Source organism: Jiangella ureilytica, assembly GCF_004348545.1.
Lineage (GTDB): Bacteria > Actinomycetota > Actinomycetes > Jiangellales > Jiangellaceae > Jiangella > Jiangella ureilytica.
Window position 1 is genome coordinate 1 of sequence record NZ_SMKL01000022.1, and the last position, 18,736, is coordinate 18,736.

Genomic DNA, 18,736 nt, shown 5'->3' on the forward strand with positions numbered 1-18,736 from the left:
CCGCCCCCCTGGCCGGGTCAAAAGGCGGCGGGGGGGTGCCGCCGAGAGGCATCGTGCCCAGCGTCCCGAGGGGCCAAACACACGTGAGGAACTTTTAATCCGGGAGGCGCGACCGACCTGTTGCGGGGCGGTCTCGGATCCAGATCGATATCCTCGTACCTCGTGGACAACGACGACCACCCCGCGACCGCGGCGTTCTTCGACCTCGATAAGACGATCATCGCGAAGTCGAGCACGCTGGCCTTCTCCAGGAGCTTCTACCAGGGCGGTCTGATCAACCGCCGAGCCGTGCTGCGCAGCGCGTACGCTCAGTTCGTCTACCTCGTGGGCGGCGCCGACCACGACCAGATGGAGCGGATGCGCGAGTACCTGTCCGGCCTGGTCACCGGCTGGGACGTGCAGGTCGTCAAGGACATCGTCGCCGAGACGCTGCACACCATCGTCGACCCCATCGTCTACGACGAGGCGGTCACGCTCATCGAGGAGCACCACCTCGCCGGCCGCGAGGTCGTCGTGGTCTCGTCGAGCGGTGCCGAGGTGGTCGAACCGATCGGCGAGATGCTCGGCGCCGACCGCGTCATCGCGACCCGCATGGTCGTCGGCGACGACGGCAGGTACACCGGCGAGATCGACTACTACGCGTACGGCGCGAACAAGGCCGAGGCCATCCGCGAGCTGGCCAAGGACCAGGGTTACGACCTCGCCCGCAGCTACGCCTACACCGACTCCGTGACCGACCTGCCCATGCTCGAGGCGGTCGGCCACCCGTACGCCGTCAACCCCGACCGCGCGCTGCGCAAGGCCGCCGCCGACCACGGCTGGCCCGCCATCGTCTTCTCGAAGCCGGTCGCGCTGCGCCAGCGCGCCTCGATCCGCGACGCGCCGAAGCCCGCGATCGCCGCGGCGGCGATCAGCGCCGGAGCAGCCGCAGCCGGGTTGGCGTGGTACGCCGTCCGCCGCCGGCGATCCTGATGAGGAGTCACGGCGCAACCCGCGGTGCCGCCGTGGTCACCTGAGAGGTTCAACCCGGGACCACGTTCGTTGCAGCCGCGGCGTCCGCTGACACAGCCCGCCGGGCGGACGTCCGCCACAGCCGCCGCGTCCCCAGCCGCCGCGTCCGCCGTCGCCGCGTCGCCGTCGCGCTCGCGCCGAGCGCGCAACCCGCTGCGCGACCACAATCGACCGGACTAATCGCCCACCTCGCCGATCTCGCGCGCCCGATCGCGGTAGTAGGCGGCCTCGTCGTCGCGTCCGAGCTCGTACAGCACCTCGCCGAGGCGGGCCATGGCCGGACCGTGGCCCGCGTCGGCGGCGCGGCGGTAGAACCGTTCCGCCGACTCGTACTCACGCCGCTCGACGTACGCGTCGGCGAGGAACATCCAGTTGGAGATGTTGCCCGCGGACGGGTCCGTGACCTGTCCCGAGTCGTGAGCCGACTGAGCCGGACCGACCGCGCGTCTCACCGGCAGCCGCGAGCTGCTGATGATGAGCGCCGCCGAGATGACACCGCAGGCCGCCAGGATCGCCGCCGAGGCGGCGGTGGAGATCTGGACGTCCATCGCGATGGCCACGATCAGGGCAGCGAGCAGCAGCACGACGCCGGCCAGAACGATCCACATGACGTATCTGAGCCGGTTCCCCCGGTTCACCATGGTTTCCGATCATGGCCCCCAAGGGCAGACCTCGCAAACGGAACGAACCGTGACCCCTCTGTGCTGTGCGAAACGAGCCACTTCGCGCAACAATCGGTTTCATGAGCGAGGACGACCGTTCCGAGCCGCTCCAGCTCGGCACCATGCGTCCGGCCGACGACCGGGACGACGACGCCGGCCCGACGCCGGCCTGGCAGCGGTGGGGCGGCCTGGGCGCCGCGTTGATCCTCGGCGCCGTCATCGGGATCGTCGCCAACAACGCCCGCAACGACGCCGCCGAGTACAGCGAGGTCGACCTCGTCCGCGGCACGGTCGACGTCGAGTACGGCTCGCCGCTCTCGTCGAATGCGCAGCGGCTCACCGTCAACCTCGTCAACAGCGGGCCGCGCGAGGTCGAGATCCTCTCCGTCGACGTCGACGGCTTCACCGCGGTCACGGGCGAGGACGGCGACGAGGACCAGCAGTCCGTCACCGCCGCGCCTGGCGAGTGGGTCCGGGTGGGGACCGACGTCGAGGCCGACTGCGACACCCGCCCGCCGGGGACGCTGCGGGTCCACGTGCGCACCGGGACCGGCGAGCAGACCGTCGTCGTGGCCGGTCAGCCCGGCGACGACCAGCTGATCTGGGCCTGGCAGGGCGGCTGCGACTCCTCCGCCGGCACGGGCGTCTTCATCGGCGACACCCGGACCATCGAGGCCGATGCCAGCGGGGCCCGCATCATGCTGCCGGTGACCAACGGCGCCCAGGACCCGCTCACCGTCACGGCCATGGAGACGACGACCCCGGGCTTCACCATGCAGACCGACCCGCTGCCGGTCGATGTCGAGGCCGGCGGCACCGTGCAGGTAGAGACGCTGTGGACGGTGACGGACTGCGAGGCCGCCGCGCGGTTCTCCGAGGCGACCGTCGCCGTCAACATCCACAACGAGTCCATGGACACCCGGGTGTCGCAGCCGCTGGACAATCCGACGTTGATCGAACTGGTCCGGCTCGCCGTCCGGGTCTGCGAAACGTAAAGATCTCCCCGTTGCCCTTTCGCCCACGCCGCGCGATGGCCTACACATGAGGTACGGACCGAAAGGTCCACAGCACGGCGGAGGGAACCCACGCGGCGATCAACCCATGTACGGGCAGTCGTTCCGGGAATGCCGGGGCGACGGACGAGATGCACGCTCTGGTACCCCTGTTCAGCCGTGTCAGCGGCGGCGCCCTACCTCACGCGGGGCGCCGCTCGCATGTGCGCCGGACCTAGGCCCGCGTCGCCTCGGCCAGCGTGAGCCCCGCCTCGGCCCCACGGGCATACGCGTCGGCGCAGTGCCGGATCCAGGCGCTCACGCCGTCGGGCCGGCCGTCCGCGTAGGCCTGGGCCAGCGGCTCGTAGGCGCGGGCCAGCGCGAGGTGTCCGGCCTCGGGGACGCTCACCGCCTTCGTGTCGACGCCCAGCGCGACGAGCACGACCCGCTCGGCGGCCCGCGCCACCACGCCGTCGGCCGTCCCGAACGTCCGCAGCGCCAGCAGCTCGCCGTGCGCCAGCGCGGCGACGACCACCCCCGGAGCCGCCGTCGGCGCCGTCGCCAGCCGCAACAACTGGTCGAGCCGGACGGCGTCGGCGCCGGCCCGCGGCCGGCCCAGCCGGTCGGGATCGTCGACGAGGTCGCGTGCGGCCAGCACGTGCAGCCGCGCCAGCGCCTGCCGCGGCGACCGGCTCCACACCTGCGCGAGCTCGGGCACCTCGGCCGTCACGCGCAGCGCACCCTGGAGCACCGGATCGTCGACGGCGTCCGGGTCGCCTCCGTCGAGGGTCGCCGACGCTCGCGCACCTCGCAGCGCCGACTCCGACGCGACCCGGCCGGCGTCGCGGCGCAACGCCCGATGCCGCAGCAGCGCGTCGATCGAGCTGCGGGCCTGCGCGGCGGCGGCGCCCACGCCGGTGAGCGTCAGCACCCCCGCGAACGGATCGTCCATGCCGACAGCCTAGGGAGCGCGCGGTCGTCGGCGTCGCCTGGCACGATGGCGCGGACCCGCGAAGAACGGAGGATGCGTGACGACCATCGAGCCCTGGACGTCCGCCGAGTGGCTCGCGGCCGCGACGGGCTGGCTCGACGAGCAGCTCGCGGCGGCCGGTCGCACGCGCACCGGTCCCGTCACCCAGCCGCACGTGCGGCTCTGGGCCACGGCGCTCCGGGCGCCCACCGACGCCGGACCGGTCTGGCTCAAGGCACCCGGTTCCGAGACGGCGTTCGAGGTGCCGCTCTACGGACTCCTGGCGCAGGCCGCGCCCCGCTGGGTGCTCGTGCCCCTCGCCGCCGACGTCGAGCGCGGCTGGCTGCTGCTCCCCGACGGCGGCACCCCGCTCGGCGAGCAGGTCTGCGCCGACGACCTGCCCGGCGCCCTCGCCGAGGCGATCCCGCACTACGCCGAGCTGCAGCGCGACCTGTCCGGGAACGTCGCCGAGCTGCTGTCGTTCGGGCTGGCCGACATGCGCCCGCCGGCGCTGCCCGAGCGACTGGACCAGGCCCTCGAGGCCGTCGGCGCCTACCTCGGCCACCACGCCACCGACGACGACCGCGAGGTGCTGCGCCGGGCCGCCGCCGCGCGGCCGCTCGTCGAGGACTGGTGCGACCGGCTGGCCTCCGGCGCCGTGCCGGCCAGCCTCGACCACCACGACCTGCATGCCTGGAACGTCCTGGTGACGCCCGGAGGAACGCCGCGGTTCTACGACTGGGGCGACAGCGTCGTGGCGCATCCGTTCACGAGCATGCTCGTCACGCTCGGATTCCTCCGCCTGCAGCACCACCGGCCCGACGACGACCCCGGCGTGCGGCGCGTCCGCGACGCCTATCTCGAGGCGTTCGGCGACCTCGGCTCGCGGGACGAGCTGGTCGCGGAGCTGGATCTCGCCTGCCGTGCCGGGAAGGTCGCCCGCGTGCTGGTCTGGTTGCGCGGGCTCCGGCCGCAGGGCTTCGAGAACGCCGAGCCGTTCCAGCGGGCACCGGTGCAGGCGCTGGCCGCGATCCTCGCCGAGTCGCCCTTCGACCTCGGCGCCTGACCGCCGGCTGGGGCGTGACGCCTGATTGATCGGGTCGACGCGGCCGCAGGCGAGCAGGGCGAGAGCCGGTCCGGAGGTCCGGGACCGGCTCTCGGTTCGTCGTCGTGGTTGCTCGGGTGGGGCGCTCAGTAGCGCCCGCAGCCCCAGCCGGCGCCGGCGGCCTGACGCCACTCGTGCGCCGCCCGGCCCCACGGAGCGCCGCTCGAGGGACCCCAGCCCGGACGGGCGCCGCGCGGGGCGGGACCCCAGCCGGGACGCGCGCCACCGTCGTGCCCGTTGCCGTGCCACTCACCGTGCCACTGACCGTGCCGGCGCCGGCGGCGGCCAGGCCCGCCGAACAGGAACAGCATGCCGACGATGAACAGCAGCCAGGGCGCCGTCACGACGATGAGGAACAGCAGCCCGCCGATCGCCATGATCGCCAGCGGGAGCATGACCAGGAGCTTCGGCCACGGAGGCCGAGCCGCGCCGGCCGGGCGCCCCGACGGCCGGGACTCGGCGCTGACGGCGACCGGTTGCGGGAGGTCGGTGAAGAGCTCGTCGAGGTCGCCGGCGTAGCGGGCGGACCAGGCGCGGCCGGACCGCTCGTCGAACTCGTCCTTGGTGAGGCGGCCGGCGGCGAAGTGCTCGCCGAGGGCCGACACCGCGGCGTCGCGCTCGGCGTCGCCGACCCGGAACGCGCCGGGCACCTGGCCGGTCATCGCGGGTCACCCTCGGCGTCGTCGTCGCCGTCGGCAAGGATGCCGTAGAGCTTGCGCCGGGTGTCGGACAGCACGTCGCGGGCTCGGGCCTGCTGGTCGGGGCTGCCGGTCGCCATGATCTGCCACAGCGCCGACGCCGTCTGGCCGATGAGCGGCCGCAACCCGGCGGCGTCGTCGCCCTCGGCGTTCGCCGACATCGCCTCCCACGGCGCGTTGACCTCGGCCGCGTGCGCCCGGACGTACTCCTCGCCCTCGGGCGTCAGCCGGAAGACGCGGCGGCCGCCGTGGTCCTCGGCGCGGACGAGGCCCTCGTCCTCGAGCTGCTGCAGCGTCGGGTAGATGGAGCCGGGGCTCGGCTTCCACGCGCCGCCGCTGCGCTCGGCGATCTCCTGGATCATCTGGTAGCCGTTCATCGGCTGGTCGGCCAGCACGCCGAGGATCGCCGCGCGGATGTCGCCGCGCCGCGCCTTCGGACCGCGCCGGGCCCACGGCGGCGGGCCGCTCCACGGACCGGCCGCCCACGGCGGGCCGCCGCCCCAGGACCCGCGGCCACCGCCGCTGCCTCCGAACATGTCCCACGGCCCGAAGCCGTGGCCTCCGCGTCGTCCGTGCATCTCCGTCACCCACTCCGTCGAACTGTCGCGATACTCTGACGATATATCGTGACCGTTCTGAGAACAAGGCCCCGAAGAGCGTTAGAGTCACGAGGTGACGACCGACGAGTTCCGCCGGCGAGCCACGTCGTTCGGCGGCGTCGCCGACGTCTACGAGCGCGCCCGTCCCGGCTACCCGGCCGAGGCGGTCGCCTGGCTGACGGGCGACACTCCGGTCCGTGTCCTCGACCTCGGCGCGGGCACCGGCAAGCTGACCCGGTCGCTCGTCGCCGCCGGTCACGACGTCGTCGCCGTCGACCCGTCCGAGCCCATGCTGGCGCAGTTGCGGACGGCGCTGCCGGCGGTCGACGCTCGAGTGGGGTCGGCGGAACGGCTTCCGCTCGAGGACGCGTCGGTCGACGTCGTCACGGCCGGGCAGGCGTACCACTGGTTCGACCCGGCGGTCGCGCTGCCCGAGATCGCGCGCGTGCTGCACCCGGGCGGCCGGCTGGGCATCGTCTGGAACCTGCGCGACGACTCCGTCGGCTGGGTCGACGAGCTCTGGTCGATGTTCGGCGACCACGAGGGCCGGCGGGCCGACGATCCCCAAGTGATCCCGCCGTTCGGCCCGGTCGAGCCGCGCACGTTCCGGCACGAGCAGCGCCTCGACCGCGACGGCCTGCTCGGGCTGGTGGAGTCGCGCTCCTATGTCGCGGTCCTGCCGAGGGACCAGCGCGCCGCCCTGCTCGTCCGGGTCGGCGAGCTCTACGACCGGGTCGCCGCGCCCGACGGCGTCGTCCTGCCCTACCTGACGTACTGCTTCCGCTCCCGCCGCGGCTGACGGCCGGCGCCGGGCACGGCGAGGGCGACGATTCGCGCGCTCTGCCCTACTAAGGTTAGCCTCTGCTCATGCCAGTCCCCACCGTCGAGCAGCCGGTCGGCGACGCCCGGACCGCTGCTGCGGGGCTGGTGCGCACCACCCGCGGCCGGCTGTTCTGGCTGGCCGTCTGCGCGGTGACGCTGGCGGTGACGTGCCTGGCCAGCATCGCCATCGGCGCGAAGTACATCCCGCTGGACGACGTGGTGCGGGCGCTGTTCGAGACCGGCGACGCCGACAACCAGGTGATCGTCGGCGACATGCGGGTCAACCGGACCATCCTCGGGCTGGTGTGCGGCATCGCGCTCGGGCTGGCCGGCGCGCTCATGCAGGCGCTCACCCGCAACCCGCTCGCCGACCCCGGCATCCTCGGCGTCAACGCCGGTGCCGCGTTCGCCGTCGTACTGGGAGTGACGCTGTTCGGGTCGATGGGCCTGACCGGCTACATCTGGTTCGCGTTCGCCGGGGCTGCGCTGGCCAGCGTCGTCGTCTACGCGCTGGCGATGGTCGGACGGGGGCAGGCCTCGCCCGTGCGGCTGGCGCTGTCCGGCATCGCGCTCGCGGCGGTCCTGCTGGGCTTCACCGACGCGATGATCATCTCGAACCCGCACGTGCTCGACGTGTTCCGGTTCTGGCAGGTCGGCTCGCTGGCCGGCCGCGACGTCGAGACCGTCGGCGCGGTGCTGCCGTTCATCGTCGTCGGCGTGCTGCTGGCGCTCGGCCTGGCCCGCACCCTCGACGCGATGGCGCTGGGCGACGACACCGCCGCCGCCCTGGGCGTGAACGTCATGCTCGCCCGCATCGTCGGGGTGCTCGCGGTGACGCTGCTGTGCGGCGCCGCCACGGCCGCCATCGGGCCGGTCGCGTTCGTCGGGCTCATGGTGCCGCATGTCGTGCGCGCGTTCACCGGCCCGGACCAGCGCTGGATCCTGCCGTTCTGCCTGGTGGTCGCCCCGATCCTCATGCTGGTGTCGGACATCGTCGGCCGGGTGGTCCTGGGCACCGGCGAGCTTCCGGTCGGCATCGTCACGACGGTCGTCGGCGGCCCGGTCCTCATCGCGCTGGTGCGCCGTCGGCGGATGGTGTCGTCGTGAGCCGCCTCACCGTCGAGCCGACCGGCCTGTCGCCGACGGCGTACGTGCTGCGCGGCCCGCGCGACGCGTCCGTCCGCTTCGACCGCCGCGTCCTGCTCATGTGCTCGCTGCTGGTCGCCGTCATGGTGGCCGTCTTCCTCACGTCGCTGGCGGTCGGCGACTACACGATCTCCGCGGCCGACGTGGTGCGCACGCTGTTCGGGAACCCGCCGGACCCGCTGGCCGACTTCATCGTCAACGGCCGCCGGCTTCCCCGGGTGCTGGTCGCGTTCCTGGTCGGCGGCGCGCTCGGAGCGTCGGGCGCGGTGTTCCAGAGCCTGTCGCGCAACCCGCTGGGCAGCCCCGACGTCATCGGCTTCACCTCCGGCGCGTCGGCCGGCGCGGTGTTCGTCATCCTGGTCGCCGGCGGCGGCATGCTGCAGGTCGCCGGCGGCGCCGTCACGGGCGGCGTGGTCACCGCGGTCGCCGTCTACCTGCTCGCCTACAAGCGCGGCGTGCAGGGCTTCCGGCTCATCCTCGTCGGCATCGCGGCCGGCGCCATGCTGACGTCGGGCGTCCACTACCTGCTCATGCGCGCCGAGCTCATCCAGGCCGCCAGCGCGCAGGTCTGGCTGACCGGGTCGCTGAACACCCGCGCCTGGGACCACGTCACGGCCGTCGGCATCGGGGTCGCCGTCATCGCGCCGCTGCTCGCCGTCCTGTCCCGGCCGATGCGCATGATCGAGATGGGCGACGACGCCGCGACCGGCTTGGGCGTCGACGCGGAACGGGTCCGGCTCGGCATGCTGATCGCCGCCACCGTGCTCGCCGCGATCAGCGTCGCGGCGGCCGGGCCGATCGCGTTCATCGCGCTGGCGGCGCCGCATCTGGCCCGGCGGCTGACCGGCGCCGCGGGGGCGGCGGTCGGCTCGGCGGCGCTGATGGGGGCGGCCCTGCTCGGCGCCAGCGACCTCGTCGCGCAGTGGGTGCTGCCGTCGCCGCTGCCGGTCGGCGTGGTGACGGTGTGCATCGGCGGTCTGTACCTCGTCTGGCTCCTCGCGCGGGAAGGTCGGCGCAACCATGTCTGAACCCCGGCTGCACGGGAACGACCTCACACTCGCGTACGACGAGCGGGTCATCTCGCGCGGGCTGTCCGTCTCGATTCCCGACGGCTCGTTCACCGTCATCGTCGGGCCGAACGCCTGCGGCAAGTCGACGCTGCTGCGCGCGCTGGCCCGCATGCTCAAGCCGTCGGCCGGGGCCGTCCACCTCGACGGGCAGCTGATCACCCGGTACTCGACCAAGGAGGCGGCCCGCCGGCTCGGGCTGCTGCCGCAGTCGTCGGTCGCGCCCGAGGGCATCACCGTCGCCGACCTCGTCTCCCGCGGCCGCTACCCGCACCAGCGGCTGTTCCGGCAGTGGTCGGCGGCCGACACCGAGGCCGTCGCCGAGGCCATGGCGAACACCGGCGTCACCGACCTGCGGCACCGCCGCGTCGACGAGCTCTCCGGCGGGCAGCGGCAGCGGGTCTGGCTGGCCATGGTGCTGGCCCAGCAGACGCCGATCCTGCTGCTCGACGAGCCGACGACGTTCCTCGACATCGCGCACCAGATCGAGGTGCTCGACCTCTGCCACGATCTGCACGTCTCGCACGGCCGCACGCTGGTCGCCGTGCTGCACGACCTCAACCACGCCTGCCGCTACGCCTCGCACCTCATCGCCATGCGCGACGGCGAGATCGTGGCCCAGGGCGCGCCGGGCGCGATCGTCGACGAGACGCTGGTCCGCGAGGTCTTCGGGCTGAACTGCCGCATCATCGACGACCCCGAGACCGGCACGCCGCTGGTCATCCCCGCCGCACGGCAGGCCCTCAGCACCAGTTCGTGAAGCCGGCGGCCGTCGCGCGCAGCGCCGTCAGGAACGCCTGGACGGGAAGCGGCGCGGGCGAGCGGCCGTAGGTGGCGACGGCGACGGTGCGGCGGTCGTCCGGCAGCGCCTCGACGACGACGCCGGGATGCCGGTTCGCCGTCAGCGCCAGCCCGGGCAGCGTGCTCACGCCCAGCCCGGCCGCGACCAGCGACTGGACCGCCACGTAGTCGTCGGTCTCGAACGCGATGGCGGGGCTGAACCCGGCCCGCTCGCACGACTCGACGAGGTGCGCGCGGCACCGCTCGCAGCCGGCGATCCAGCGAGCGTTCGCGTGCGCGGCGAGGCCGTCGGCGGGCGCGGCACGCGCGATTCTGTCGGTGCCCGCCCGTAGGGTGGGCACCCTCCCAGCCGGGCGGGGACCGTACCCCGCGACACCGACGGGCACGACACCGGCGGGCGTCACGAGGTACAGCGGCTCGGTGAGCAGCGGCTCGACGGTGACGTCGCGCTCCTCGAGCGGGCCGTAGGCGAACACGACTGCCACGTCGACGTCGCCGGTGCGCAACGCCGTCAGCGCCGCGGGTGGCTCGGCCTCGGTGAGCGCGAGCTCGATGTCCGGGTGCGCCGCGCTGAACCGGGCCGCGGCCGCCGGGACCAGCGTGGCCAGCGCCGACGGGAACGCCGCCAGCCGCACCCGGCCGGTGCGCAGGCCGGCGTGGGCGGACAGTTCGGCCTCGGCCGCCTCGACCTGGCCCAGGATCTCCGCGGAGCGACGGGCCAGCAGCTCCCCCGCCTCGGTCAGCCGCAGCCCGCGGCCGGCCCGCTGCGTCAGCGGCATCCCGACCTCCGCCTCGAGCCGGGCGAGGTGGTGGCTGACGGAGGGCTGCGCATAGTGCAGGGCGTCGGCGGCCGCCGTGACCGATCCCTCGCGGGCGACGGCGACCAGCACACGCAACCGCGTGAGATCCAGCATGAGCAGGAACTATAGGCAGCATTGATGAAGACGTAGAAAACCCGCATTGGACCTATGGGTGCGCGTCGGGCGACCGTGGGGCGCATGGAGCCACCCACGCTCGCCGACGTCCTCGACGCCCAGCGGCTGCTCGCCCCGCACCTGCCGCCGACTCCGACCTGGAACTACCCCGCGCTCGACGCCGCGGCCGGCGCGACGGTGTTCGTGAAGCACGAGAACACCCAGCCCACCGGCGCGTTCAAGGTGCGCGGCGGCATCACGCTGCTGTCGCGGCTCGACCCGGCGGTGCGCGAGCGCGGCGTGGTCGGCTACTCCACCGGCAACCACGCTCAGTCGCTGGCCTACGCCGCGCGGCTGTTCGGCGTGCCGTGCACCATCGTCATGCCAGAGCAGGCCAACCGCGCCAAGGCCGACGCCGTCCGGCGTCTCGGCGCGGAGCTCGTGCAGCACGGCGCGACCTTCGACGACGCCGCGCCGTACGCACGCTCGCTGGCGGCGGATCGCGGGATGCGGCTGGTGAGCGCGGCCGACGAGCCGGACATCATCGCCGGGGTCGCGACGGTGTACGCCGAGCTGTTCGCGCAGCAGCCGCACCTGGACGCCGTCGTCGTCCCGGTCGGGAGCGGCAGCGGGGCGGCGGCGGCCTGCCTGGTCGCGGCGGCGCTGGCCCCGGGCTGCGAAATCATCGCGGTGCAGGCGGCGGACTCGCCCGCGGCGCGCGACTCGTGGCGCGGCGGCGAGCTGGTGCGGCGGCCGAACCGGACCGCCGTCGAAGGGCTCGCGACCGGGTCCGGCTTCGCTCTGCCGCAGAGGATCCTGCGCGACCGGCTGGCCGACTTCGTCCTCGTCGGCGACGACGAGATCGCCGCGGCGCAATGGCGGCTGCTGCACGACGCCCACCTCCTGGCCGAGGGCGCCGGCGCGGCCGCGACCGCTGCCGTGCTGGCCGACCCGGACCGCTTCACCGGCCGCCGGGTCGGCGTCGTCTGCACCGGCGGCAACGCGAGCGGGGCCGAGCTGCGCCACTGCATCGCCCGGGAGACGACGGAACCGGTCGCGGCCCGTCTGGGGTAGACCCCGCCCGGTTGGGAGGGAGTCCCACCCTACGGGCGGGAACCGACAATGCCGACAATGTTGGGGCGCGCTCCGGGGAAGAACGACGACGTCAGCCGCCGCCGGTCGGGTCGGCCACGCCCGGTCCTCCGCCGACCCCGCTTGGTCCTACGCCGACCCCGCCCGGTGGGGAGGGAGTCCCACCCTACGGGCGGGAACCGACAGGTCGGGCGCGCTCCGACGGGAGGATGACGACGTCAGCCCCCGCCGGTCGGGTCGGCCACCACCCGTCGTCCGCCGACCCCGCTTGGTCCTCCGCCGACCCGGCTTGGTCCTCCGCCGACCCGGCTTGGTCCTTCCGCCGACCCGGCTTGGTCCTCCGCCGACCCGGCTTGGTCCTCCGCCGACCCGGCTTGGTCCTTCCGCCGACCCGGCTTGGTCCTCCGCCGACCCCGCCCGGTTGGGAGGGAGCCCCACCCTACGGGCGGGAACCGACAAGTCCGGGCGCGCTCCGACGGCGGGGCCGCAGGCTGACGCCGCCGCCGATCGGGCCGAGGAGGTCATCGCTGCCCAGTAGGGTCCGGTGCATGGAGTCGCAGGTCGTGGTGTTCGTCGTCGCGGTCATCGCGGTGTCGCTGGCGGCCGTCCTGCTGACCCGGCTGGTGCGCTCGCGGCTGGTACTGGGGACGACCGAGGACCAGACGACCTACCGCATTCTGCACACGACCAGCCTCGCCTCGCCCGAGCTGCGCGCCGGGCTGGCCGCCGGCGCGGACAAGGCGGTCCGGCACCTGCGCGAGCTGCTGGCCACGCCCGCGCTGGCGCTGACCGACGGCGACGGCGTCGTCACCTGGGACGGCGTGGGCGCGAACCAGCACATCCACAACGTGCGGCGGCATGCGGCCCGGGCGCTCGACGGCGGCAACACCGACGTCCTGGGGCCGCCCGCCGTCGAGTGTGACCGCCTCGACTGCCCCGTCCGGCACGCCGTCGCCGCCGCGCTGACCATGGACGACCGCGTCGCCGGCGCGCTCATCGCCTACACGTCGGCGCGGCCGTCGGCCGGTCTGGTCCGCGCCGTCGAGGAGGTCGCCCGGTTCGTGTCCGGCCAACTCGAGCTGGCCGAGTTCGACCGCGAGCGAGCCAAGCTGGCCGAGGCGGAGATCCGGGCGCTGCGGGCGCAGATCTCGCCGCATTTCATCTACAACGCGCTCGGCGCGATCGCGTCGTACGTGCGCACCGACCCCGAGCACGCCCGCGAGCTGCTGCTCGAGTTCGCCGACTTCACCCGGTACTCGTTCCGCCGGCACGGCGACTTCACCACGCTGGCCGAGGAGCTGCGCTCGATCGAGCGGTACCTCACGCTCGAGAAGGCCCGGTTCGGCGACCGGCTGTCGGTGACGCTGCGGGTCGCGCCCGAGGTGCTCCCCGTCGCCGTCCCGTTCTTGTGCCTGCAGCCGTTGGTCGAGAACGCCGTCCGGCACGGGCTCGAGGGCCGCTCCGACCCCGGGCACATCACGATCGTCGCCGAGGACGCCGGCAACGAGGCCTTGATCAGCATCGACGACGACGGCGTCGGCATGGATCCGGAGCTCGCGCGCGGCCTGCTGGCCGGCGACGTCGCCGGCGATCGGGTGGGCATCGGCAACGTCGACGAGCGGCTGCGTGCGGTCTTCGGCGACGAGTACGGCCTGGTCATCGAGACCGCGAACGGGGCCGGAACAAAGGTCAGCCTGCGGGTGCCGAAGTACCGGCCGGGCGTGCACGCGACGTGACGCCGGGCGTCGCACCGCGCGACGCTGGCCTTCGGCGGGCGCCCGGCACTAGCCTCGCGGCCATGCTCAGCGTTCTGGCGGTCGACGACGAGCCACCGGCGCTGGCGGAGCTCGCCTTCCTGCTGGAGCAGAACGAGCACGTCGGCCAGGTGCTGACCGCCGGCGACGGGGCCGGTGCGCTGCGGCTGCTCGAGCAGCAGCACGTCGACACCGTCTTCCTCGACATCCGGATGCCGGGTCTGTCGGGGCTCGACCTCGCGCGCGTGCTGGCCCGGTTCCGCCGCCCGCCCGCCGTCGTCTTCGTCACGGCCTACGACGATCACGCCGTCACCGCGTTCGACCTGCACGCCGTCGACTACGTCATGAAGCCGTACCGGCGCGAGCGGCTGTTCGAGGCGATCCGGCGCGCGACCGACGCGGTGGACGGGGCGCGGTCATCCGCGGGCGACGACGGGGACGACGAGACCATCTCCGTCGAGCTCGGCGGCGTCACCCGGTTCATCCGCCGCAGCGAGGTGGCCTACGTCAGCGCCCAGGGCGACTACGCACGGCTGCACACCGCCGACGGCGGGAGCCACCTGCTGCGGGTGCCGCTCGCGACGCTCGAGGACCGCTGGGCGCCGGCCGGGTTCGTGCGCATCCACCGCAGCTACCTCGTCGCGCTCACGTCCATCGAGGAGCTGCGCGCCGACGCCGGGCGCTACACCGTCGTCATCGGCGACACCACGCTCCCCGTCAGCCGGCGCCATACCCGCGACCTGCGCGACCGGCTGGTCCGGCGGGCCGGCGGAACGGGGTGACCCGGTGATGGAGCGGGTCACCGTCACGGGCCCCCGACGGCGCCGGCCGCCGGCCCGGCGACGGGCGGTGACCGCGGAGATCGACGCGCAGACGCAGCTCGGCGAGGTGTACATGCGGGCGCTGCTGCGGGCCCAGCTCCGGCTCAGCCTGGCCGTGGCGGGCGTGGTCCTCGGGCTGCTCGCGACGTTGCCCCTGCTGTTCGCCCTCGCGCCGCGGATCAGCGCGATCGAGCTGGCCGGCATCCCGCTGCCGTGGCTGGTGCTCGGCGGGCTGATCTACCCGGCGCTGGTCGCGGCTGCCTGGTTCTACGTGCGCGCGGCCGAACGCGTCGAGCGCGACTTCGGCGACATGGTGAACCGGTCGTGAGCTCGCCGACCGGCATCGCCGCCGTCGTCCTGACGGCGCTGGCGACGGTGCTCATCGGCATGTACGGCGTCCGCGCGGCCCGCACGACCAGCGACTTCTACGTCGCCTCGCGCACCGTGACGCCGTGGTGGAACGCGTCGGCCATCGGCGGCGAGTACCTGTCCGCGGCGTCGTTCCTGGGCGTTGCCGGGCTGGTGCTGGCGTACGGCACCGACATGCTGTGGTTCCCGGTCGGCTACACCGCGGGCTATCTCATGCTGCTGGTGCTCGTGGCCGCGCCGCTGCGGCGGTCAGGCGCGTACACGCTGCCGGACTTCGCCGAGGCGCGGCTGGAGTCGTCGGCGGCGCGCCGGATGGCGAGCATCCTCGTCGTCACCATCGGCTGGCTCTACCTGCTGCCGCAGTTCCAGGCCGCCGGGCTGACGCTGCGCACCGTCACCGGAGCGCCGCAGTGGGCCGGGCCGGTCGTCGTCGCCGTCGTCGTGCTGGTCAGCGTGCTCGGTGGCGGCATGCGCAGCATCACGTTCGTCCAGGCGTTCCAGTACTGGCTGAAGCTGACGGCGCTGCTGGTGCCGGCGCTCTTCCTGCTCCTGGTCTGGGTCGGCGACGGACGGCCCGAGCTGGCGACCCCGGGCTCGCCGGTGTTCGAGGAGCCGACGTCGGTCGAGGTCACCATCGACGTGACGGTGGACGTGCCGTCGCAGATCTCCGTCGTCGCGGACGGCGAGCCGCTCGTGCTGGAACCGGGGCCCCACGAGGTCTCGGCGGGGACCGTACTGGACTTCCCGGCCGGAGCGCCCATCCCGCACGCGTCGTCGCTGACCCCGATGACCGGCGAGTCGTGGGCGCTGCCGCTGACCGCCGGCGGCGACCACCCGCTCTACGCGACGTACTCGCTGATCATCGCGCTGTTCTTCGGGACGATGGGGCTGCCGCACGTGCTCGTGCGCTTCTACACCAACCCCGACGGGCGGGCCGCGCGGCGCACGACGCTGGCGGTGCTCGGGCTGCTCGGCGTGTTCTACGTGCTGCCCGGGCTGTACGGAGCGTTGGGGCGGCTGTACACGCCGGAGCTGCTGCTGACGGGCCGCACCGACGCCGTCGTGCTGGTGCTGCCGGCCCGGTTGGTCGACGGCGTGGCCGGGGAGGCGCTGTCGATGCTGGTGACGGCGGGCGCGTTCGCCGCGTTCCTGTCGACGTCGTCCGGGCTGACGGTGTCGGTGGCGGGCGTGCTGTCGCAGGACCTGCTGCACGGCCGGGTCCGCAACCCGGTGACCGGCTTCCGGCTGGGCGCGTTCCTGGCCCTGCTGGTCCCCATCGGGCTGGCGCTGACCAGTCCGTTCCTCGGGATCGCCGACGTGGTCGGGCTCGCCTTCGCCGTCGCCGCGTCGTCGTTCTGCCCGCTGCTGCTGCTCGGCATCTGGTGGCGGCGGCTGACCTGGCCGGGCGCGGTGGCCGGCCTGCTGGCGGGCGGCGGGGCGTCCACCGCCGCCGTCGTCGTGACGATTCTGGGCGGGCCGCAGTCCGGGTGGGTGGGCGCGCTGCTGGCCCAGCCGGCCGCATGGACCATGCCGCTCGCCTTCGTCGTGATGATCGCCGTGTCGCTCGGGACCCAGCAGCACCTGGCGCCGGGCGTGAACCGCACCATGGTCCGGCTGCACACGCCCGAGAACCTCGACCTCAACCGCGGCGACTGGGATCCCGAGGACCGCTGGCGCACGTGACCGGCGGCGATCTCGCTCATGATCATGTGCGCTCGCGGGTGCTCACGCGCCGCGAGAGACCATGATCATGGCGACGGACCGGACCGCTCGTCGCAGGGCACCGACCGTTCGTCGCAGGGCGGACGTCCGCACGCCGCACTCTCGTGCCGCTCGGCGCAGGCCCGCGCGAGCCATCTCCCGAGGCAGCAGCGCACAGCCCTACCGTGGCGCCTCGAACCGGATCACTGTGACCCGGACCACATGACGACGAGGAGGTCGGAACGTGGCCAGTCTCGAGACACCCCCGCCCGAGCGCGCCATACCCACCGCCGAGGAATACGAGCGCATGCAGGCGAGCCCGGAGTTCGCCGAGCTGCGCAAGCGGTTCCGCAACTTCGCCTTCCCCATGACCGCCGCGTTCCTGGCCTGGTACCTGCTGTCGACGTACGCGGTCGACTTCATGTCGCAGCGGGTGGCCGGCAACATCAACGTCGGCCTGCTGTTCGGCCTCGGCCAGTTCGCGTCGACGTTCCTGATCACGTGGCTCTACATCCGCCACGCCGACCGCAATCTCGACCCGATCGCCACGCAGATCCGCGACGAGCTGGAAGGGGCGCGCTGATGGACACCCATGTCGGAAGCCCCGGGGTCAACATCACGATCTTCGCGATCTTCGTCGCGATCACGCTGGTCATCGTGCTGCGCGCGTCGAGGAACAACAAGACCGCGGCGGACTACTACGCCGGCGGCCGGGCGTTCACCGGCCAGCAGAACGGCATCGCCATCGCCGGCGACTATCTGTCGGCGGCGTCCTTCCTCGGCATCGCCGGGGCCATCGCCGTCTACGGCTACGACGGCTTCCTGTACTCCATCGGCTTCCTGGTGGCGTGGCTGGTCGCGCTGCTGCTGGTCGCCGAGCTGCTGCGGAACACCGGCCGGTTCACCATGGCCGACGTGCTGTCGTTCCGGATGCGTCAGCGTCCGGTGCGCACGGCGGCCGCGACGTCGACGCTCGCGGTGTCGTTCTTCTACCTGCTGGCGCAGATGGCCGGCGCGGGCGGCCTCGTGGCCCTGCTGCTGGGCGTCACCGACCGCGGCGGGCAGGGCGTCGTCATCGGCGTCGTCGGCGCGCTGATGGTCTTCTACGTGCTGGTCGGCGGCATGAAGGGCACCACGTGGGTGCAGATCGTCAAGGCGATCCTGCTCATCACCGGCGCGTTCGTCATGACCATCTGGGTGCTGGCGCAGCACGACTTCAACCTGTCGCAACTGCTCGGCGCGGCCGTCGACAGCGCGGGCGGCGCCGCCGGCCTGCTGGACCCGATGAACCAGTACGGCGCGACGGACACCTCGAAGCTGGACTTCATCTCGCTGGCGCTGGCCCTGGTGCTCGGCACCGCCGGCCTGCCGCACGTGCTGATGCGCTTCTACACGGTGCCGACGGCGCGCGACGCCCGGCACAGCGTCACCTGGGCGATCGCCCTGATCGGCCTGTTCTACCTGCTGACGCTGGTGCTCGGCTACGGCGCCGGCGCGCTGGTCGGGCCGGAGGAGATCCTGGGCGCCCCGGGCGGCGTGAACTCCGCGGCGCCGCTGCTGGCATACGAGCTGGGCGGCACCATCCTGCTCGGCATCATCGCGGCCGTCGCGTTCGCGACCATCCTCGCCGTCGTCGCGGGGCTGACGATCACGGCGTCGGCCTCGTTCGCGCACGACGTGTACGCCAACGTCATCAAGAAGGGCGAGGTCGCGGCCAACGACGAGGTGCGGGTCGCCCGGCTCACGGCCGTGGTCATCGGCGCGGTGGCGATCGTCGGCGGCATCCTGGCCAACGGCCAGAACGTCGCGTTCCTCGTGGCGCTCGCGTTCGCCGTCGCCGCCAGCGCGAACCTGCCGGTGATCCTCTACTCGCTGTTCTGGAGGCGGTTCAACACCAGCGGCGCGGTGTGGAGCATCTACGGCGGTCTGCTCACCGCGGTGACGCTGATCGTCTTCTCGCCGGTGGTGTCGGGCAAGCCCGAGAACCCGGAGACCGGCCGCAGCCTGTCGATGATCCAGGACGTCGACTTCCACTGGTTCCCGCTGGACAATCCGGGAATCGTGTCGATTCCGGCCGGATTCTTGTTCGGTTTCATCGGCACCCGGCTGTCGAAGGAGTACAACAAGGCGAAGTACGCGGAGATGGAGGTCCGGTCGCTCTCGGGCGCCGGCGCCGAGAAGGCCACCTCCTCGCACTGACCCGCGCCAGCCC

19 protein-coding genes are annotated in these 18,736 nt (G+C 73.3%); 14 read left to right on the forward strand and 5 right to left on the reverse strand.

Translation table 11 applies throughout. The features are described from left to right. The first annotated feature begins 162 nt into the window (after positions 1 to 162). Positions 163 to 972, forward strand: a complete 810-nt coding sequence (locus tag E1212_RS11715) for an HAD family hydrolase (protein ID WP_203416768.1) — start codon at positions 163 to 165, stop codon at positions 970 to 972. Between the two features lie 215 nt (positions 973 to 1,187). Here the strand turns inward: E1212_RS11715 and E1212_RS11720 are convergent, their stop codons facing one another. After that, complete coding sequence (locus tag E1212_RS11720) at positions 1,188 to 1,652, reverse strand: tetratricopeptide repeat protein (protein ID WP_131982554.1); 465 nt, start codon at positions 1,650 to 1,652, stop codon at positions 1,188 to 1,190. A 101-nt stretch (positions 1,653 to 1,753) separates the two neighbouring features. On the opposite strand from E1212_RS11720, the gene E1212_RS11725 reads away from it, so the two are divergent. Beyond that, on the forward strand, positions 1,754 to 2,668 hold the full coding sequence (locus tag E1212_RS11725) for a hypothetical protein (RefSeq protein WP_131982556.1): 915 nt from the start codon (positions 1,754 to 1,756) through the stop codon (positions 2,666 to 2,668). Between the two features lie 232 nt (positions 2,669 to 2,900). Here the strand turns inward: E1212_RS11725 and E1212_RS11730 are convergent, their stop codons facing one another. Continuing rightward, a complete protein-coding gene (locus tag E1212_RS11730) occupies positions 2,901 to 3,617 on the reverse strand; it encodes a Fic family protein (RefSeq protein ID WP_131982558.1) in 717 nt (238 codons plus the stop codon). Between the two features lie 76 nt (positions 3,618 to 3,693). Here E1212_RS11730 and E1212_RS11735 point away from each other — a divergent pair, with 76 nt between their 5' ends. Then, the gene (locus E1212_RS11735) at positions 3,694 to 4,701 is read left to right on the forward strand and encodes a phosphotransferase (RefSeq protein ID WP_131982560.1); all 1,008 of its coding nucleotides are present in this window, start codon (positions 3,694 to 3,696) and stop codon (positions 4,699 to 4,701) included. Positions 4,702 to 4,826: 125 nt separating this feature from the next. On the opposite strand, the gene E1212_RS11740 is transcribed toward E1212_RS11735, so the two are convergent. Both E1212_RS11740 and E1212_RS11745 read right to left on the reverse strand, forming a co-directional pair. Beyond that, complete coding sequence (locus E1212_RS11740) at positions 4,827 to 5,402, reverse strand: DUF1707 SHOCT-like domain-containing protein (RefSeq protein WP_131982562.1); 576 nt, start codon at positions 5,400 to 5,402, stop codon at positions 4,827 to 4,829. Continuing rightward, the gene (locus tag E1212_RS11745) at positions 5,399 to 6,016 is read right to left on the reverse strand and encodes a PadR family transcriptional regulator (RefSeq protein ID WP_131982564.1); all 618 of its coding nucleotides are present in this window, start codon (positions 6,014 to 6,016) and stop codon (positions 5,399 to 5,401) included. Before E1212_RS11745 ends, E1212_RS11740 begins: the two co-directional genes overlap by 4 nt. A 94-nt stretch (positions 6,017 to 6,110) precedes the next feature. On the opposite strand from E1212_RS11745, the gene E1212_RS11750 reads away from it, so the two are divergent. From E1212_RS11750 to E1212_RS11765, 4 genes are all read left to right on the forward strand, one after another. Then, the gene (locus tag E1212_RS11750) at positions 6,111 to 6,836 is read left to right on the forward strand and encodes a class I SAM-dependent methyltransferase (RefSeq protein WP_131982566.1); all 726 of its coding nucleotides are present in this window, start codon (positions 6,111 to 6,113) and stop codon (positions 6,834 to 6,836) included. Positions 6,837 to 6,904: 68 nt separating this feature from the next. After that, on the forward strand, positions 6,905 to 7,966 hold the full coding sequence (locus E1212_RS11755) for a FecCD family ABC transporter permease (protein WP_131982568.1): 1,062 nt from the start codon (positions 6,905 to 6,907) through the stop codon (positions 7,964 to 7,966). A 98-nt stretch (positions 7,967 to 8,064) separates the two neighbouring features. Then, the gene (locus tag E1212_RS11760; RefSeq protein WP_131982688.1) at positions 8,065 to 9,033 is read left to right on the forward strand and encodes a FecCD family ABC transporter permease; all 969 of its coding nucleotides are present in this window, start codon (positions 8,065 to 8,067) and stop codon (positions 9,031 to 9,033) included. Next, entirely contained in the window at positions 9,026 to 9,832 is an 807-nt protein-coding gene (locus tag E1212_RS11765; RefSeq protein WP_131982570.1) for an ABC transporter ATP-binding protein, read from the forward strand. Before E1212_RS11760 ends, E1212_RS11765 begins: the two co-directional genes overlap by 8 nt. Here the strand turns inward: E1212_RS11765 and E1212_RS11770 are convergent. Then, positions 9,816 to 10,787 carry a LysR family transcriptional regulator gene (locus tag E1212_RS11770; protein ID WP_131982572.1) on the reverse strand — a complete coding sequence of 324 codons (972 nt, stop codon included), beginning with the start codon at positions 10,785 to 10,787 and terminating at the stop codon, positions 9,816 to 9,818. The two genes, E1212_RS11765 and E1212_RS11770, sit on opposite strands and share 17 nt — an antisense overlap. A gap of 84 nt (positions 10,788 to 10,871) precedes the next feature. Here E1212_RS11770 and E1212_RS11775 point away from each other — a divergent pair, with 84 nt between their 5' ends. From E1212_RS11775 to E1212_RS11805, 7 genes are all read left to right on the forward strand, one after another. Then, complete coding sequence (locus E1212_RS11775) at positions 10,872 to 11,861, forward strand: threonine ammonia-lyase (protein ID WP_131982574.1); 990 nt, start codon at positions 10,872 to 10,874, stop codon at positions 11,859 to 11,861. 566 nt (positions 11,862 to 12,427) lie between these two features. Continuing rightward, positions 12,428 to 13,615: a sensor histidine kinase gene (locus E1212_RS11780; RefSeq protein ID WP_131982576.1), complete on the forward strand. Its 1,188-nt coding sequence runs from the start codon at positions 12,428 to 12,430 to the stop codon at positions 13,613 to 13,615. 62 nt (positions 13,616 to 13,677) lie between these two features. Next, positions 13,678 to 14,415 carry a LytR/AlgR family response regulator transcription factor gene (locus tag E1212_RS11785; protein WP_131982578.1) on the forward strand — a complete coding sequence of 246 codons (738 nt, stop codon included), beginning with the start codon at positions 13,678 to 13,680 and terminating at the stop codon, positions 14,413 to 14,415. A gap of 7 nt (positions 14,416 to 14,422) precedes the next feature. Further along, positions 14,423 to 14,782 carry a hypothetical protein gene (locus E1212_RS11790; protein WP_420814367.1) on the forward strand — a complete coding sequence of 120 codons (360 nt, stop codon included), beginning with the start codon at positions 14,423 to 14,425 and terminating at the stop codon, positions 14,780 to 14,782. Then, positions 14,779 to 16,506, forward strand: a complete 1,728-nt coding sequence (locus E1212_RS11795; RefSeq protein ID WP_238992320.1) for a sodium/solute symporter — start codon at positions 14,779 to 14,781, stop codon at positions 16,504 to 16,506. Before E1212_RS11790 ends, E1212_RS11795 begins: the two co-directional genes overlap by 4 nt. Positions 16,507 to 16,831: 325 nt before the next feature. Continuing rightward, entirely contained in the window at positions 16,832 to 17,107 is a 276-nt protein-coding gene (locus E1212_RS11800; RefSeq protein WP_131982692.1) for a DUF485 domain-containing protein, read from the forward strand. Further along, positions 17,107 to 18,723 (forward strand): solute symporter family protein, encoded by a 1,617-nt coding sequence (locus E1212_RS11805; protein ID WP_131982582.1) that lies wholly within the window; start codon positions 17,107 to 17,109, stop codon positions 18,721 to 18,723. Before E1212_RS11800 ends, E1212_RS11805 begins: the two co-directional genes overlap by 1 nt. Positions 18,724 to 18,736 lie beyond the last annotated feature (13 nt).

Coding starts and splice junctions, on each gene's coding strand:
- E1212_RS11800 (WP_131982692.1), top strand. CDS start 16,832: ATGCAGGCGAGCCCGGAGTTCGCCGAGCTGCGCAAGCGGTTCCGCAAC.
- E1212_RS11740 (WP_131982562.1), bottom strand. CDS start 5,402: ATGACCGGCCAGGTGCCCGGCGCGTTCCGGGTCGGCGACGCCGAGCGC.
- E1212_RS11775 (WP_131982574.1), top strand. CDS start 10,872: ATGGAGCCACCCACGCTCGCCGACGTCCTCGACGCCCAGCGGCTGCTC.
- E1212_RS11765 (WP_131982570.1), top strand. CDS start 9,026: ATGTCTGAACCCCGGCTGCACGGGAACGACCTCACACTCGCGTACGAC.
- E1212_RS11720 (WP_131982554.1), bottom strand. CDS start 1,652: ATGGTGAACCGGGGGAACCGGCTCAGATACGTCATGTGGATCGTTCTG.
- E1212_RS11745 (WP_131982564.1), bottom strand. CDS start 6,016: ATGCACGGACGACGCGGAGGCCACGGCTTCGGGCCGTGGGACATGTTC.
- E1212_RS11770 (WP_131982572.1), bottom strand. CDS start 10,787: ATGCTGGATCTCACGCGGTTGCGTGTGCTGGTCGCCGTCGCCCGCGAG.
- E1212_RS11760 (WP_131982688.1), top strand. CDS start 8,065: ATGTGCTCGCTGCTGGTCGCCGTCATGGTGGCCGTCTTCCTCACGTCG.
- E1212_RS11805 (WP_131982582.1), top strand. CDS start 17,107: ATGGACACCCATGTCGGAAGCCCCGGGGTCAACATCACGATCTTCGCG.
- E1212_RS11755 (WP_131982568.1), top strand. CDS start 6,905: ATGCCAGTCCCCACCGTCGAGCAGCCGGTCGGCGACGCCCGGACCGCT.
- E1212_RS11730 (WP_131982558.1), bottom strand. CDS start 3,617: ATGGACGATCCGTTCGCGGGGGTGCTGACGCTCACCGGCGTGGGCGCC.
- E1212_RS11785 (WP_131982578.1), top strand. CDS start 13,678: ATGCTCAGCGTTCTGGCGGTCGACGACGAGCCACCGGCGCTGGCGGAG.
- E1212_RS11780 (WP_131982576.1), top strand. CDS start 12,428: ATGGAGTCGCAGGTCGTGGTGTTCGTCGTCGCGGTCATCGCGGTGTCG.
- E1212_RS11725 (WP_131982556.1), top strand. CDS start 1,754: ATGAGCGAGGACGACCGTTCCGAGCCGCTCCAGCTCGGCACCATGCGT.
- E1212_RS11790 (WP_420814367.1), top strand. CDS start 14,423: ATGGAGCGGGTCACCGTCACGGGCCCCCGACGGCGCCGGCCGCCGGCC.